This is a genomic window from Candidatus Hydrogenedentota bacterium, assembly GCA_013359265.1.
Classification (GTDB): Bacteria; Hydrogenedentota; Hydrogenedentia; order Hydrogenedentales; family SLHB01; genus JABWCD01.
Genome location: JABWCD010000001.1, coordinates 233,129 through 248,642, shown reverse-complemented (window position 1 = coordinate 248,642; position 15,514 = coordinate 233,129). Strand labels below are relative to the sequence as shown.

Here is a 15,514-nt window from a genome sequence, read left to right as displayed (position 1 = left end):
CATCCCGGTACCAGAACAACTCACCAAGCACCGGTCATAATCCCAAGAAAACGCCCGAAAATCAATAAACTCGGCTGGTTGGCCCGAACGGCCGCAGCGCCTCGAAATCAAGATTCCTCGGGTGCTTCCACCTTTGGTATGGGGTGGTACTCATTTCTTCCTCGACGCCTCGAACGCCTCGTTGCTTGCGCACCGCGCCGTCTCTTCCTTCTGGTATTGAATCTGTTCGGGTGTCAGCCTGTCTGGCGACCACTCCGCGGGTTGAATAACCTCGGCGGTCAGCGGGACTGGGTCGTCGAGGTCGCGTTGAAGCTCCGCCAATTTCGACATCATCACCCGCACGCGATCGGCGTGCTCGGGCGCCTGTGCAAGATCATGTTCTTCGTGCGGGTCGGCCTGCAGGTCGAAGAGCACTGTCTTGTCGATGTGCGGAAACTTGATGAGTTTCCATCGGCCGTCCGTGATGGCGCGCTGCCCTTTCTCATACGCGGTGTACAACCAATCGCGCACGCCCTTGGCTTCGCCTCGGATCACCGGCGACAAGTCCCTCCCCTCCACGCGCGATTGCAGCGGCGTCCCCGTCAGGCCAAACACGGTCGGGAACAAATCCATGAGATAAGCCAGCGCATTCGTCTCGCCCTTTGAAATTCCCGGCCCGGCAAACACCAGCGGCACGTGCATCCCGCCAAACTCGTATACATTCTGCTTGCCCAGCAACCCGTGTTCGCCCAATGACAACCCGTTATCCGCAGCAATTACGAATAGCGTGTTGTCGTATTCGCCCGCGTCCTTCAGCGCCTGGACCACCCGCCCAAACTGCGCGTCGAGGTACGCAATGGACGCGTAATACCGCGCCAGCTTCCCGCGAATGTTCTCCGGCGTGCGCGGAAACGGCAGCGTCATCTCGTCGCGTCCCGTCATCCAGCCGTTGTCGAACGGATGGTATGGCGCGAACGCCGCAGGCAACGGAATGTCCTCAGGCTTGTATTGCGCATAAAACTCCTCCGGCGCGAACTGCGGGTCGTGCGGTTCCGGCCCGGCCATGTAAATGAACATCGGCTTGTCCGCGGGACGCGTACGAATGAAATCGATCACCGCGTTCGCGACGCCTTCGCTGTGCCCGGGATCGACGGACGTATCGAACTCTTCGGTAACTTTCTTCGGCGAATTGCCGAACTTTCCCGCGTGCAGCGTTGCGTAGCCCGCCTCCCTCATCGCGCGCGGAAGCGTATGCGTCGCAGGATCCTCCGTGCTCGCCTCGTTCTTCGCGCGAAACAGTGACCGCCCCGTCAACAGCATCGTCCTGCTCGGCATGCACACCGCGCCGATCATCGATCCCATCGTATACGCCTTGCGAAAAATGCACCCGCGCTCGATGATCGCGTCAAAATTCGGCGTCTTTCCGACAGGGCTACCCAACCCGCTGAAACCGTCAGCCCGAAGATCGTCGGCGAGCATGAGCAAGATATGCGGTTTACGCGTGGCTGCGGAACTGGAACCTATTGAGAGTGCTGACGCAGCGGCGAGCGCTGCACTACCGGAAATGAATTGCCGTCTGGATGTGATTTGCATTCTTCGAAACCCGAAACCCGAAACCCGAAACCCGAAACCCGAAACCCGAAACCCGATTACGATTACGACCGAAGACTACTTGCTCAATTCCTTAATCGTGATTTCCTTATACCACGCTTCGCTCGGTGGACCGCCGTGGATCTGAAGTGCGATGACACCCTTCGCATCGATGCTTTCGTCGGTCTCCGTGTAATCGACCGTCTTCACGCCATTCAGCCACTGCTGGATGTGTTTGCCCTCGGCGCGAATGACGTATTCGTTCCAGTCGTTCAGTTTTACGGCCTTCGCGACAGTTTCTTTGTCGGGCGCGGCGAGAATCTTCTTGCGGCGCGATTCGTCGTAGAGCGCGCCCCAATAGCCTTCGCCCATGTCGGCCTGATAGCCGGACACCTCGTGATGGTTGGGAATGCGCTTGGTTCGGAACTGTATGCCCGCATTCGCGCCCTCGCCGAGCAACTTGAAGGATACGTGCAACTCGAAATCGCCGTATGCTTTTGTTGTGCAGAGAAACTCGTTGCGCGCGACTTTTTCCTTCAGCGATCCACCGACAATTGCGCCGTCTTCGATGCGAAACACCTTCAGGTTGCCTTCCCAACCCTCGAACGACTTGCCGTCGAAGAGTGAAGTAGCCTCGGAGGCGGCATAAACAGCCGCCGACACGCAGATCCCTGCAAGAACCACACGGCTTTTATATCCAGTCATGGCGTTGCTCCTTGCGCTTGACTACGCGCGGTAATGTCCTTGGCACGCGCAGTAGCGTTGAACCGGTTTGACGAAATCATTGCACAAGCGCGATCGAATTGTCCCCCGCGGCCCGCGACCGCCGCGCGATGCCCGCAGCCCCATTTCTGATAGACTTGGTCCATGCTAAGAGAAATTGCCATGGGCGTCGTGTCGGCCTTGCTGCTTCTCGGTTCCGTCCAAACTGCATTCGGAGACCCCGCGATGCACCTTTACCAGATGCCTGCGGGCGCGGAAACGCGCTGGTACAGCTTTGAAAACCCTACCGGAGCAAAGGGCGCCGCCGGCCCCGAAAACAAGACCGCAAAAGGCCACGCGTTCGATTCTGTCGCGCCCGGCCAGACCCGCGTGCTCGCCGGCATCAACGGCCCGGGCGAAATCCGCCGCATGTGGTTTACCGTGAACGAACGCGATCCGCAAATGCTCCGTTCGCTTCGCTTCGAAATCTTTTGGGACGGCGCGGACAAACCGGCCGTATCCGTTCCCTTCGGCGATTTCTTCGGCGCAATACTTGGCAAGTCCGTCGTGTTCGAGAACGAGTTCTTCTGCAACCCCGAAGGCCGCTCGTTCAACTGTTACCTTCCCATGCCGTTCAGGACCGGCGCGAAAGTCACCATCACCAACGATTCCGACCGCCACCTCGAAAAACTGTTCTACGACATCGACGCGCTGCACGCGCCAACTCCCAATCCCGATGCCTTGTATTTCCACGCGACTTGGCGGCGGGAACCGCTCACAACGCTCGCGCTGGACTTCGAACTCCTCCCACGCGTGAAGGGAAAGGGACGCTTTCTCGGCGTGCACGTCGGCCTCATCGGCCACCCGGACAACGTCGGGTGGTTCGGCGAAGGCGAAGTGAAGATGTACATCGACGGCGACACCATGCTGCCCACCATCGCCGGCACCGGCACCGAAGACTACATCGGCACGGGCTGGGGACAGGGCAAATTCCAAATGCGATACCAGGGCTGCCTCATCGCCGAGAACAAGCCCGCCGAATTCACGTTCTACCGCTACCACGTGCCCGATCCGGTCTACTTCTACAAGGACATCCGCGTCACCCTCCAACAAATGGGCGGCGCATCCAAAAAGGCAGTCGTCGAACTCCTGAAGAAAGGAGTAGACATCAAACCGGTCAGCATCGACACCGACGGAAAGTTTATCAAGCTGCTCGAGTCCGACCCGCCCATCGACCTGCTCACGCACGATTCCCCCGACGAAGCCTGGGTCAACATGTACCGCCGCGACGACGTCTGCGCCACTGCACTCTTCTATCTCGACGCTCCGGTAAACGGGTTGCCCGATCTCGCCCCAGTCGAACAGCGCATCGCAGGCTTACCCGAAAAACCAGAGCCCAAACCATAAACCAACCGTTCCCTTTTGGTCCTTTACGTCTTTTTGGTCGTTTACGTCCTCTTAGCCTCTTCACCTCTTGCGCCGAAATGGTCCGCGGTCGTATTCTATTTCCCGCTGCAACGGACTACCTGGAGGGCAATATCATGTCGGGCAACGGCAACTCGCACGAACCGAAACCCACGACGCGCTACCCCGTCGTTTCCTATGCGGACGCGCGCAACGCCGCCGCCGAACGCCGCAAAGCCTTCCCCTACAAATTCCCGCGCGACCCGCGTCACATGGGCGGCAAATACACCGTCGAAGAAAACGCGCGCCGCCTGCTCCGCTTCTTCTACTTCGAACGCCGCCTGTCCCACGCCCTCGGGTCGTGGACCCTCGCCATCCCCGAATTCGAGGTGAAACTGGAAACCGGCCGGCACATCTTTTACCACGCCGACGCCGCAAACATCCTGCGCACGCGCCTCAATGAACAGGAAGTCGGCTTAAAGATGATCGACGCCTACCGCGACGCGGAAATCGATACCTTCATCGAAGAGATGCTCTCCGCCGCGGACGCGCCCGAACTCCTCGTCGGCGTCCACCAGGTCGCCGGCCGCTTGCTGGCCACTGCATACCAACACCATATCGACGACACCTGCCCGGTGACCGACACGCCGACCATCCGCGCGATGAAACGAATCCTGGTCGACTATCCGCCTATGCTCGAATGGGCCGACGCCGCGATTGCCGCGTACGTCGACGGCGGCGTGGACGAGGACCGACTCTTCGCGTGGCGCTGGCACCTGCAGGACCTCCTCAAGAGTATCGGCGGCATCTCGGGTGCGGATGATCGCACCAACCCACCCGCCGAACTCCGCAGCGCCAAGAAACCCTACGAACGCAACACCCGCCCCATGCGCGATTCGCGGTTCACCACCTTCCACCACACCGGCGACTACGACGTCGCCGACGGCACGCCGCGATTCGAGAAGGATTCGTACGAGGGCCTGCGCCTCCGTTTCATCCGCACCCAGCGCGACGAAGTGGACGCCATCGAGGCCTTCGGCACCTTCCTGTGGGACATCCGGTTCAAGGACTTCAAAGCGGAATACGATCTCGCCCGCATCACGTGGGACGAAGCGCGCCACACGGAAATCGGCCACCGCACGCTCCTCGCCTGCGGCTACGATCCATTTGAGTTGCCGAACCGCCTCACCGGCTCCACCTGCCGCGGCCCAATGGAACCCGCCTACGCCATGGCGGAAATTAACCTCTTCGGCGAAGTCGGCGTCCTAAAGACCATCAACGCCCTCATCGACCGCGCCCGCGACGAAAACGACACCATCCTCGCCCACGCCGCCGACTTCATCCGCTCCGACGAACGCACCCACGTCAAAAAGGGCCAGCACATCATCGGCGTCATGACCGACCTCGGCAACCAGGAACTCGAACTCCGCACCCGCGAACTCTTCACCGAGTGCCTCCTCAGCCTCGGCGCCATCACCTCCGACATGGACCTATTCACCGTCAGCCGCGAGGATTTAGAGCACTTGGTAGGCGAGTAACTGCCGCAACCGAATACCAAAGCGCGAAATAAGGTGGGGCGAGGTGGGGCGAGGTAGGGTGGGGCGAGGCTCCGTCCGAGCCGCATGCAATTTATGAAACCTGAATTCGATTCCTCCCTCGTTGCCAAGTTTCTATTTGGCAATGCGCTCTCGAAAAGCTCCGCTTTGATCACGCCCTGCCGCGCCCGCACTCTTCTCTGAGATTTCAAATCTGAGATTCATGTTATTGTTCGATTTCGCATGCATTCGACTTTCTTAACAACAGAATACGGGTCGTTTCGCATGCGGATTCAACTATCAAGTGCAACAGAATGGGCCAAGAGATGGAGGAGACTTTGCACATCTCCACAGCCCCCTGCAACCCGCGCACGTCAGGACCGCCGAATCTGTGCGCTTGTGGGCGACCCGCCCCGCCCCAAACAAACAAGTCATCGACCGGCGGCCCTGGCCGCGGTACTATATCGGAGGCGTCCATGAAACCAACACGTTCGACGATCATGGCCCGACCAGACCCCTTGAATCGCCAAATCACCTCAACGACACCCCCTGTCACTGTGGCGAATCGGACACCCCTTTGCGAATACAGCACCTGCGACAGTCTTGGCGCGACCACACCCCCTTGTTCCGTCAAAATGATTTCGGTACACCCCCCTTGACACCGCCCATGGACGTCGCAACTCATCGTATTGCTTCCTGACTTCCTGGCTTCCTAACTTCCTGACTGCCACAAGCCAAGTAGTTTGTCCTTCTAATGTTGGAATGCATTTCGCGCCCGCGTGATTTGCGAAGTAGTGCAACAACGTGGGCTATAGGATGAGAGTGGCGCATGACCGGAATGACCGAGCATCGACGTACTGTGTGTCCTGTGCATCGAATCCGGCGAAGGTATCAAAAGGTCTTTGCACTTCTCGCGTGAGCTTTATTGCTTCAGCGAGTTGCTCTCTGAAATTCTGAAATCTCAAATTTGAAATTGATTGCTGAATTTCTTTGGTCGCGGCTACGCAGTCGCCCTGTGTTTCTTCGCGGCCAATTGATTGGGGTCAGACGACCCGCACGCCGTCGACAATCACCGCCCGAAGTTTGGCAGTGTCGCGCGTGGTGCCGCGGGCGACGTCGATCACAAGGAAGTTCGCGCGCGCGTCGCGCTTGGGCGCAGGCCTTGGGTCGCTCACGCCGAACAGTGCCCCCGGCACCGTCGACGCGCACGCAAACGCCTGCTCAAGCGTCAGGTCCGTGTGCCGCGCCGCGTTGAGCACGCCCTGCAACAGCGTGGTCGCGCTGCCCGCAAGCAGTTCCGTCCCGCTCAGGCAGATGCGCCCCGTCTTCAGCAGTTCGACCGGCATGCCCGCGAGGTCGTAGTGGCCGGGCTTGAGTCCCGCGATGTGCACCGCGTCGGACGTGATCATCAGACGCTCCGCGCCCTTCATCCGCGCGATGGTCTTCAGGATTGACGGCGGCAGATGTTCGAGGTCGGCGATGACCGACGCGTGCAAACGGTCTTCCGCGAGCTGCGGCCACAGCGGATTGTCGTGCCGCGGAATGTGCGCGGCGATCCCGTTGCCGAGGTGCGTGCACATACGCGCGCCCGCGTCCACCGCGCGCGAAATCTGATCGACCGATGCGTTGTGATGGCCCAGGGAAACGACGATGCCGCGCTTGACCATTTCGGTGATGAACGGAATTGCGCCGTCGATTTCCGGTGCGAGCGTGACGTACGCCACGCGGCCGTCCGCGGCCTTGTGCCATCGGTCAAACTCGCGCAGGTTGGGCTTGCGCACGTGCCGCCGGTCGTGCGCGCCGCGCGGACCGTCGTGTGGCGAGATGTACGGCCCTTCAATGTGTACGCCGGGAATCCGCCGGGCAAGCGATGCGTCCTGCAGTGCCGCGGCGACCGTCGCGCAGCCGTGCTCGATGTTCTCGAAAGACGACGTAATAAAGGTTGGAATCCAATGCGACACGCCGATCCGCTGCAACTTCGCATCGGCCTCCGCCACGTCCTCCGGCAACACGTCGCGCCCCTGCAAGTCGACGCCGCCGTATCCGTTCACCTGAATGTCGAACAAGGTCGGCGCGATAATCGACGTTGCGGAGCCGGCGTCGCACTTCCCGCGTCCCGCGCGGGCAATCGATGCAATCCTCCCATCGCGGACAACGACATCGGACGCTGCCGTATCGCCGAGTATCACACCGCGGACTCGGATTTCGTTACCGGCCATCGGGCTTCGCCTCGATCTGTGCAAGTATCTCCGCCGTACGCTCCGACTCCGTCCAGAACAGCGCCGTCGCGTCGGTACCCGTTGCATAGTTGTTTCGAATCACCGAACCCGCATACCCGCGCGCGCCGGCCCACGGCAAGACCGTCGACATCAGCGCCACTGTCGCGCCGATCGCGACGCTCCATACCGCCGCTATCCACGCTGCGCGCTTCATGGTTTCACCAAATCCTCCGGGATGGGAAAGAAGCTACCGTTCAACACAAGCCACGCCACAATCAGCGTCAACACGATGTTCGCCGTCTGCCCGAACAAATACAGCACGAGCGGCTTGCCGCCGGTCATTTGCTTGGCGAGGTCCTTAAGGTTCGACTCGAGCCCGATCGATACGAACGCAAGACAAAAAAGCCACTCGCGCAATTGCTTCGTCTGCGCTGTAATGGATTTCACCACAAGCGCGCCGGAATCTGTTTTGGCGAATGCCGACGCAATCAACGAAGCAAGGACGAACCCGATCACAAATTTCGGCATACGGTGCCACACTTCAAGCAGCGACGGCCGCCTCGCATTCGCGTCGCGCTCGACCGCGCTGACCCAATATATCGCTACGACGAACGCCACCACGCCGATCAGCAGGTTCTGAATCATCTTGACGATTGCCGCCGCGGCTTCCGCTTGCCCGCCCATCGCTTTGCCTGCCGCAACCACTGCGCCGGTTGCGTCGATGGTGCCGCCGAGCCACGCGCCCGCGAGCAGCGCATCCATCCCAAACCACTTCGCGATGGGCGGCATGGTGACCATCATGATTACCGTGAAGATGAGGCCGATGCCCACCGCGACGGTCAGGTCTTCCTTCTTCGCCTTGCACGCCGCGCCTGTCGCAATCGCCGCGGACACGCCGCAAACCGCAGTCTCCGCCGCGAGCACCATCACCAGTGGCTTGTTGCCCATGTTCAACCAGCGCGTGCCGAACAGCCACATCATCACGATCACCGTCGGCGCGACGAGCCAGGAAATGGCGACACCGTACGCGCCAAACGACCAGATGTTGCCGAAAAGTATCTCCGCGCCGAACAGCACCAGGCCTGTCTTGATGTAAAACTCCGTGCGCGCCGCACTCCCCAGCCACGCCGGGGTGCCGAACGTGTTGCTGATCAGCATGCCAATGGCCAACGCCCAGAACACATAGGGGATGTCGTAGTAAGTCATGGACGCTTCGTTCGCGATCAGGAACGCCGCGCACGCAACAAGGAATACGATGCCAAATCCAAACAGAAAAGACTTCGCCCTCCCGCGATCGATCAGCGAGATTATGACGAAATACAGAAGACCCAAGCCCGCCGCCAGCGCGATCAACGGCAACACAATCGACGCGGAGAATGCCGAACCGAATTCGCCCCATTGCCACTTCGGAAGCTTGGGGACGGACGTCACAATGCCAAGCCCGGCGGCCGCAAACATGAGCAGACCGAGCCAGACTGCCCACCAGTCCTCCAATCGGTACAGGTCGCGCCAGGACGACGCCGGTGGCGCAGGTGCGTCTTCGTTCGAGGCCATCTAGGCCAATCCCGCCATGAAGTGAATGTACGCCTCGATGCCGCGGAAGAAATTCGGCAGGTACTGCTTCTCGTTCGGGCCGTGGATGCCGTCGCTCGGCAGCGCGAACCCAAGCATCACCGAATCGACCCCCAGCTTGTCCTGCAACATGGCCACTATGGGAACGCTGCCGCCTTCGCGCTTAAAGATGGGGTCCTTGCCGTAAACCTTCTTCAACGCTTCGGACGCCGCGGCCATCGCCGGCGTCTTGCGATTCATGATCGCGCCTTTGCCGTGAGTAAGTTCTGTCACGTCCCACGTCACGGTCTTCGGACAGCGCTGTTTGAGATACGCGCACAATTGATCGTACACGTCCGAGGGTTCTTGATCGGCAACGAGCCGCGTCGAGATTTTCGCCATTGCTTTCGCCGGCAACACCGTTTTCGATCCCTCGCCCGTGAATCCGCTGACCATCCCATTTACTTCGAGCGTTGGCCGCGCGCCGATGCGTTCGAGCGTGCTGAATCCCTTTTCGCCCCACAGCGCCGGCGCGCCGGTCATTTCCTTCCAGTCGTCGTCGGAGTAGGGGAGACGCGCTATTTCCGCGCGTTCGTCCGCATCAAGCGCCCGCACCTTGTCGTAGAAACCCGGCAGCGTCACGCGCCCGTCCGCGTCATGCATGCCCGCGATCAGCTCGCACAATGCCTGCGCCGGATTGTGGACCGAACCTCCGAACAAGCCGCTGTGAAGGTCCTTTCCCGGCCCACGCAGCGTCAATTCGAAATACGCCAATCCGCGCAGACCATACGTAATCGCCGGCACGTCCTTCTCGTGGATGCCCGCGTCGCAGTTGCACACAAAATCGCATTTCAGCAAGTCGCGGTGCTCGTCAATAAACGCGCCGAGGTGCGGCGACCCGATCTCCTCTTCGCCTTCAATCACGTACTTCAGCGTGAACCGCAACGGGCCCTGTTTCGACAGCGCCTCGACTGCCTTGATGTGTGCGAAGATTTGGCCTTTCATGTCCGACGCGCCACGCGCGTAGATGTAATCGTCGCGGATTTCCGGCTCGAACGGCGGCGAGTGCCATTCGTTCAATGGGTCCGCGGGCTGTACATCGTAGTGCCCGTACACCAGCATCACCGGCGCGCCTTCCGGTCCCTTCGATTCGCCGTAGACGACCGGATGCCCATCGGTCGGCATAATGGCGACGTGCCCGACGCCCGCGAGGTGCAATTGGTCCGCCACCCACATCGCCGTGCGCGCGACATCGTCTTTGTGCTCCGGAAGCGTCGATACGCTTTCGAGCCGCAGAAACTCCCGGTACTCGTTCAGAAAACGATCATGATTATCGCGTGCATACGCTATGGATTGATCGGATTGCATGGCGCTCCCCAACTGGTCAAGTGGAATTTCGACACTATAGCAGGGTTTCATGACGCGCTCTACTCGTCGTCGGACGGCCCAATCAATTTCCGCCCGGCCCTGACATTTCGCTATACTATCTCTTTCGTCGAGGTGGGCCGATTCATGAAACCGTTGGTATCCGTTGTGGTGCCCTTCTATAACGAAGAGGACAACGTGGCGCCGCTGTCGGAGCGCGTCGCGGAAGTCTTTGCGGGCATGCCGGATTATGATTACGAGTGCCTGTTCGTCAACGACGGCAGCACGGATGGCACGCGTGCGCGCATTGACGCGGAGCAGGCCAAGAACCCGCGTGTGCGTCCAATACATCTGGTCAAAAACCGGGGCCAGTCCGCGGCGTTGGTAGCGGGCATGCGCCGCGCGAAAGGCGACTATATTCTGACGCTTGACGGCGACTTGCAGAACGATCCCCGCGACTTTCCGACGATGCTCGAGTTGCTGAAAGACTACGACTGCGTCTGCGGTTACCGCGCCAACCGGCAGGATTCGCTTGTGCGCAAACTATCGAGCAAGATTGGGAACGGCGCGCGCCAGCGCATCCTGAAAGACGGCATTCGCGACGCGGGCTGCGGAAGCAAGGGCTTTCGCAGCAAGTGTATCGAGCACGTCGTTCCGTTCAACGGCGTGCACCGCTATTTCGCCGTCATGATGCGCAACGGCGGCATGAGCATCGCCGAGTGCCCCGTCATGCACCATCCGCGTAAGCACGGCGTCTCGAAGTACGGAATCCATAACCGCCTTTGGCGCGGCATCTACGACCTCATCGGCGTGCGGTGGTTGAGCAAACGTTACGTGACGTTTCAGGTTGAAGGGGAATAGCCGCGTGGGGGAGTGGATTCAGGAACTGCGCGCGACACTTTCCGATCCCGTACTCGCGCTCTGGTTTTGCATCGGCACAGTCGGCACGCTGGTCTTCAACAGCCGATTCTACGTGCAATGGTATGCATCGGAAAAACGCAAGCGCAGCGTTGTGCCAACCTCGTTCTGGTATCTGAGCAGCATCGGCGCGATCTTGCTCCTGCTCTATTCGATCCACATGCGTTCCGCCAACGGCGGGCTGAGTTACAGCCTCAACACAGTCATCTATTCGCGCAATCTCGTGCACATCTGGCGCGACAAGGGAAAGCTGTCCCGCGCCCGCAGCATCGCGTTTCAGTCCGTGGTTGCCGCGATCGCAATTGCAGCCGTGGCGGTCGTCGTGTGGATATGGTGGCACAAGATAGGCGTGAGCAAAACGAAGCAGCAACACGAAGCCGTGGCCATGTGGCTGTGGATCGCCGTGGGCGTCGTGGGGCAGGGCCTGTTTGCGGGACGATTCATCATTCAGTGGATCGCGACCGAACTGCGGCGCAAAAGCGTCGTTCCCGATGTCTTCTGGCACATGAGCCTCGTTGCGGCCGTGCTGCTCACCGCCGCGTTCGCGGCGCAGGGCGAATGGCTCCTCGCCGTCGGACCGATCCTCAATGTACCTGTCTACCTCCGCAATATCTGGTTCATTCATCGGAACCCGTCCGACGCCGCGCACACGGCCGGGGCCGCCTAGTTCATGCAGCGCATGCCCCTCATCGCGGTACTCGCCGCGGCGTTTATCGTGTTCAGTGCGAACATCGGCGGTTATGATCTCTGGCCACCGGACGAACCCCGCTTCGGCCAGGTCGCCCGCGAAATGATGCAATCCGGCAACCCAATTGCTCTGACAGTCAACGGCCAACCATACAAAGAGAAGCCACCGCTTTTGTTTTGGATCATCGCGCTCGTGTCGTTGCCGTTCGGCGACGTGACCGAAACGACCGCGCGCGTCCCGTCGTTACTTGCGGCAATGGCCGCGGTCTACTTCACGTTCCAATTGGCCTCGCGCATGTACGGCTACCGCGTCGGGCTTTGCGCGGGGCTCGTTCTGATCACATCCGTGCTGTTTTGGTGGGAAGCGCGATCGGCCCGCACGGACATGCTGCTGACGGCGTGCCTTGCCGCGGCGCTCTACGCCTTCTGGATGCACCACGAAACGAAATCCGGCCGCTGGCTTGTCGCCTTCTACGTTGCCACGGGCGCGGCCGTCTTCGCGAAGGGGCCGCCCGGCGTCGTCTTCCCCCTGTTGCTCGCAATCGCATTCTATTGGAAGCGTAGCGACGAGCGCCGCGCACTACGGCTCGGCTGGGGACTGCTCGCCATCGCCGCCGTGCTCGCCGTGTGGCTCGTCCCTGCGTACGTGAGCGCCGCGCCGTCTTCGAGCGCAACGCCCGGACACTCACTCGGTCTTGCAGAGAATCTCTATCGGCAAACCATAGGACGTTTCCTGTTGGGCGTAAGCAAGCCGCGCCCGCCCTGGTATTACCTTGAAAACCTGCCCCTTAACCTGTTCCCGTGGACTTTATTCCTGCCGTGGACGGTTTGGTTTGCGTGGACGCGCCGCCGCGAGAACGACGCGATGCGGCTGCTATTCTGCTGGATCATTCCTGCAATCGTTTTCTTTTCGATCAGTTCGGGAAAGCGCGCCGTATACCTGCTTCCCATTTTCCCTGCGTGCGCAATTCTAATTGCGTACTCGGTAGTCGCGCTTTCCGATGACACCCAACGCACGTGGGTGCGCCGGTCGGTTGGTGGAGTCTGGGCGATACCGTTGTTGGCGTTGGGTGTACTGGCGTTTCCCTTGGGATACTTCGCGTGGATTGCCGACACGATTGATTTCGACCTCAGTTTCGCCGGCACGTTGGAAAAATACGAACTGACCGTGAACTACGACATGGTCCGCGCCGCGGCAGTCGTGACCGGCGCAGCCCTCATATTTGCGGTTCACGCAATTGTTGTGACGGCGCGGCGCCAAGCCGGCGCGATGCACTTCGCCATGGCCGGCCACTTCGCAGGTCTCGCTGTCATCGCCGCAACGCTAGTCTTGCCCGAGGTAAATACATTGAAAGGCGCGAGCGGATTCTGCGCGCCGTTGCGCCAATTGTCGGAGCGCGGGACCACGTACAACCTGTACTCAGTTGCGTTCTCCCGCGAGGAGTACATCTTCTACGCAAAGCATAAGCATATTCCCTACCTCGTTGACGAATGGCCGATTCACGCCCCGCCGGACATGGACCCGGCCGAGTTCATCGGGCAACTGCGCGCGCTCGGCAGCGCGCTGCGCAAGTCAACAGGTCCCGTTGAAATCGCGGACTGGGCAAACATCACAGACGCGGAGGTCGAAGCCTTGCGCGCGAAGTCGGAGAGCGTATTCTCCTTCGCAAAGGCGAAATCACCGCTGGTCGACGAATTCAAGACATCTGTTGGAAGGTCGGTGCAAGAGTTCGCGCAGTCAACCGCCAATTCCGGCCCAACATTTCTAATTGTCCAGGAATCCGACTGGCGTTGGCTGCTCCCCTTCGCGCCCGAGTTGCGAAGCCTGACTTTGGTAGCGCGCGCGCCCGTCGGAAGCGAACGCGTCGCGCTCTTTGCGAACGCCGCCGGCGCCGGCATCGCGCTGAATGGCACGCAGTAGCGTCCGCTGGCGCCCCACCCGCGCCGGTATTTCGCCGTTGACGGATTCGATCGGCCAGACTACTATCTTTCCATAACCGTGACGTTCCAGCGCGACGGAGGGACGAGTGACCACACGCGAATTCATCAACTGGGTTGCAGCTCTACCGTCGTGGGCCATCGCGGCGGCCTTTGTGGCGCCACCTGTCGTTGCGATTGCGTTGCGTTTCGTACACGGGCTTGGAGAGGGCGCGCGTGCACCGTGGCGGTACGTCTATGCCTTGCTCGTCTATTGGGCATGCCTTCCAGGTGTGTTCGTCGCCGTAGTCGTAGGCTACATGTTGTTCTTTACCAACGAGAACCTGTTGGATCAGAACGTGCTCCTCTACATCTTTCCGCCCGTCTCGATGGTCGTCACGCTTATGCTGATTCGCAAGAACGTTTCTTTTGACGATGTTCCCGGTTTTGATCGCCTATCGGGATTGATCGCCGTGATCGCGGTGACGTTCGTCATTATCCTCGCAGTGCAAAAGACACGCTTATGGCTCGTCTTCGGCGGGTCAATCTTCGTGCTGACCGCGATTGTCATGGGGCTCATCGGCGTGTTGCAGTGGGGACTGTACGCGCTGTTCCGGCGCTCCGATGAGCCAAGCCGGAAACGCCCCAGAATAGATATCCCGAATGGCGGCGAGCGTTGAGCGAGGCGGTAAGTGTATTGCGCCGATCCCGGGCTTGTTACGTGCCCCCGCGTAGAAAATCCAGCAGAGACTGGAGCAGGGCGAGAATCGCCGCGAGCAATCCGCTTGGATTGGGGCCCGGGTCCGGGTCCGGATCGGGTGGTGTGTCCTTGTCGACGGTTACTTTGATTCGCCCGACGTTGTTCGCGTCGTCCTTTTCCAGGACGTTGTTCTCGGGATCGACCTCGGATTCCAGCCAGTAGTCGCCATTCGGTACGTTCGTAATATCGATCCACTGGCCGGGAATGCTCTTGTCGTACAAGTCTTCGTAGCCGACCGAGATGCCTTGCACGTCGGTACTGCACGAGATGAATTCGGGGTTGTCCGGCGCGTTGGGCAGCGACAGGTCGTACTCGAAGCTGTCAAGCAGACAGAAGCTCGTCTTCTTGCTCGTCGCGATAATATCGCCGACACCATCGTTCGGCAGAATCTCGCGCAACCGGTAAATTGCCCAGTCTTCGAAGTGCGTGTGATTGTGCTGCGAGTGATACACAAAATGCCCCGCAACGCGGTTGTAATGGCTTCCGTCCGACCGGAATATCCGTTGCTTGACTTTCTGCGTCTCGTCGTCCGCACCCTTATCCTTGGGATTCACGCCGAAAACGTACAGCGGCCCATCGCCAACGTTCGCCATGGCGTTCGAGAAGATCAGGTGGGTCTTGTTCGGTTTGATATCGGTACGAATCTCGTGATCTTCGAGAAACGCCGTATCCACCACCATATCGGGTAGCAGGTCGACAACCACTTGCGCGCCAGCGCATGCGGAAACGAGGAACACGAGAACGCAAACCCGGCGACACATGGCGAATACCTCGACTGCGGACTACTATTGCAGATACTACCAGAACGGTACGCTTTTGTCGCAAACGCGGCGCTCGGAGTTGCGCTTGGAGCGCCGGTTTCGTAGGCTTGTGCCGGGCTGTGGAGT

Annotated in this window: 13 protein-coding genes; 6 read left to right on the top strand and 7 right to left on the bottom strand. The window is 60.1% G+C overall.

What is annotated here, in order from left to right; translation table 11 throughout:
• Nucleotides 1–150: 150 nt before the first annotated feature.
• Both HUU46_00990 and HUU46_00985 read right to left on the bottom strand, forming a co-directional pair.
• The gene (locus HUU46_00990; protein ID NUM52193.1) at nt 151–1,458 is read right to left on the bottom strand and encodes a sulfatase-like hydrolase/transferase; all 1,308 of its coding nucleotides are present in this window, start codon (nt 1,456–1,458) and stop codon (nt 151–153) included.
• Nucleotides 1,459–1,647: 189 nt separating this feature from the next.
• On the bottom strand, nt 1,648–2,274 hold the full coding sequence (locus HUU46_00985) for a DUF1080 domain-containing protein (GenBank protein NUM52192.1): 627 nt from the start codon (nt 2,272–2,274) through the stop codon (nt 1,648–1,650).
• A 258-nt stretch (nt 2,275–2,532) separates the two neighbouring features.
• Here HUU46_00985 and HUU46_00980 point away from each other — a divergent pair, with 258 nt between their 5' ends.
• On the top strand, nt 2,533–3,678 hold the full coding sequence (locus tag HUU46_00980; GenBank protein NUM52191.1) for a DUF2961 domain-containing protein: 1,146 nt from the start codon (nt 2,533–2,535) through the stop codon (nt 3,676–3,678).
• A 134-nt stretch (nt 3,679–3,812) separates the two neighbouring features.
• The gene (locus HUU46_00975) at nt 3,813–5,213 is read left to right on the top strand and encodes a ferritin-like domain-containing protein (GenBank protein ID NUM52190.1); all 1,401 of its coding nucleotides are present in this window, start codon (nt 3,813–3,815) and stop codon (nt 5,211–5,213) included.
• Between the two features lie 1,040 nt (nt 5,214–6,253).
• Here the strand turns inward: HUU46_00975 and HUU46_00970 are convergent.
• Genes HUU46_00970 through HUU46_00955 form a run of 4 tightly spaced genes read right to left on the bottom strand, consistent with a single transcriptional unit; the run spans nt 6,254 to nt 10,399 of the window.
• A complete protein-coding gene (locus tag HUU46_00970) occupies nt 6,254–7,429 on the bottom strand; it encodes an amidohydrolase family protein (GenBank protein NUM52189.1) in 1,176 nt (391 codons plus the stop codon).
• On the bottom strand, nt 7,419–7,643 hold the full coding sequence (locus tag HUU46_00965; GenBank protein ID NUM52188.1) for a hypothetical protein: 225 nt from the start codon (nt 7,641–7,643) through the stop codon (nt 7,419–7,421). Before HUU46_00965 ends, HUU46_00970 begins: the two co-directional genes overlap by 11 nt.
• Nucleotides 7,640–8,983: a putative sulfate exporter family transporter gene (locus tag HUU46_00960; protein ID NUM52187.1), complete on the bottom strand. Its 1,344-nt coding sequence runs from the start codon at nt 8,981–8,983 to the stop codon at nt 7,640–7,642. Before HUU46_00960 ends, HUU46_00965 begins: the two co-directional genes overlap by 4 nt.
• Nucleotides 8,984–10,399, bottom strand: a complete 1,416-nt coding sequence (locus tag HUU46_00955) for a dipeptidase (GenBank protein NUM52186.1) — start codon at nt 10,397–10,399, stop codon at nt 8,984–8,986.
• A 93-nt stretch (nt 10,400–10,492) separates the two neighbouring features.
• Between HUU46_00955 and HUU46_00950 the strand changes: the two genes are divergently transcribed.
• The 4 genes from HUU46_00950 to HUU46_00935 all read left to right on the top strand — a co-directional run bounded on the left by HUU46_00950 (nt 10,493) and on the right by HUU46_00935 (nt 14,547).
• Entirely contained in the window at nt 10,493–11,206 is a 714-nt protein-coding gene (locus HUU46_00950; protein NUM52185.1) for a glycosyltransferase family 2 protein, read from the top strand.
• 4 nt (nt 11,207–11,210) lie between these two features.
• Nucleotides 11,211–11,930, top strand: coding sequence for a lipid-A-disaccharide synthase N-terminal domain-containing protein (locus HUU46_00945; protein NUM52184.1), 720 nt, complete (start codon nt 11,211–11,213; stop codon nt 11,928–11,930).
• Nucleotides 11,931–11,933: 3 nt separating this feature from the next.
• The gene (locus tag HUU46_00940; protein ID NUM52183.1) at nt 11,934–13,871 is read left to right on the top strand and encodes a glycosyltransferase family 39 protein; all 1,938 of its coding nucleotides are present in this window, start codon (nt 11,934–11,936) and stop codon (nt 13,869–13,871) included.
• 106 nt (nt 13,872–13,977) lie between these two features.
• The gene (locus tag HUU46_00935) at nt 13,978–14,547 is read left to right on the top strand and encodes a hypothetical protein (protein ID NUM52182.1); all 570 of its coding nucleotides are present in this window, start codon (nt 13,978–13,980) and stop codon (nt 14,545–14,547) included.
• 37 nt (nt 14,548–14,584) lie between these two features.
• Here HUU46_00935 and HUU46_00930 read toward each other — a convergent pair whose 3' ends face one another.
• Nucleotides 14,585–15,388, bottom strand: coding sequence for a hypothetical protein (locus HUU46_00930; GenBank protein NUM52181.1), 804 nt, complete (start codon nt 15,386–15,388; stop codon nt 14,585–14,587).
• Nucleotides 15,389–15,514: the final 126 nt, after the last annotated feature.

Bases quoted from the DNA above. Each gene is read 5' to 3' on its own strand.
- HUU46_00990 (NUM52193.1), bottom strand. From the start codon at position 1,458: ATGCTCGCCGACGATCTTCGGGCTGACGGTTTCAGCGGGTTGGGTAGC.
- HUU46_00985 (NUM52192.1), bottom strand. From the start codon at position 2,274: ATGACTGGATATAAAAGCCGTGTGGTTCTTGCAGGGATCTGCGTGTCG.
- HUU46_00980 (NUM52191.1), top strand. From the start codon at position 2,533: ATGCCTGCGGGCGCGGAAACGCGCTGGTACAGCTTTGAAAACCCTACC.
- HUU46_00975 (NUM52190.1), top strand. From the start codon at position 3,813: ATGTCGGGCAACGGCAACTCGCACGAACCGAAACCCACGACGCGCTAC.
- HUU46_00970 (NUM52189.1), bottom strand. From the start codon at position 7,429: ATGGCCGGTAACGAAATCCGAGTCCGCGGTGTGATACTCGGCGATACG.
- HUU46_00965 (NUM52188.1), bottom strand. From the start codon at position 7,643: ATGAAGCGCGCAGCGTGGATAGCGGCGGTATGGAGCGTCGCGATCGGC.
- HUU46_00960 (NUM52187.1), bottom strand. From the start codon at position 8,983: ATGGCCTCGAACGAAGACGCACCTGCGCCACCGGCGTCGTCCTGGCGC.
- HUU46_00955 (NUM52186.1), bottom strand. From the start codon at position 10,399: ATGAAACCCTGCTATAGTGTCGAAATTCCACTTGACCAGTTGGGGAGC.
- HUU46_00950 (NUM52185.1), top strand. From the start codon at position 10,493: ATGAAACCGTTGGTATCCGTTGTGGTGCCCTTCTATAACGAAGAGGAC.
- HUU46_00940 (NUM52183.1), top strand. From the start codon at position 11,934: ATGCAGCGCATGCCCCTCATCGCGGTACTCGCCGCGGCGTTTATCGTG.
- HUU46_00930 (NUM52181.1), bottom strand. From the start codon at position 15,388: ATGTGTCGCCGGGTTTGCGTTCTCGTGTTCCTCGTTTCCGCATGCGCT.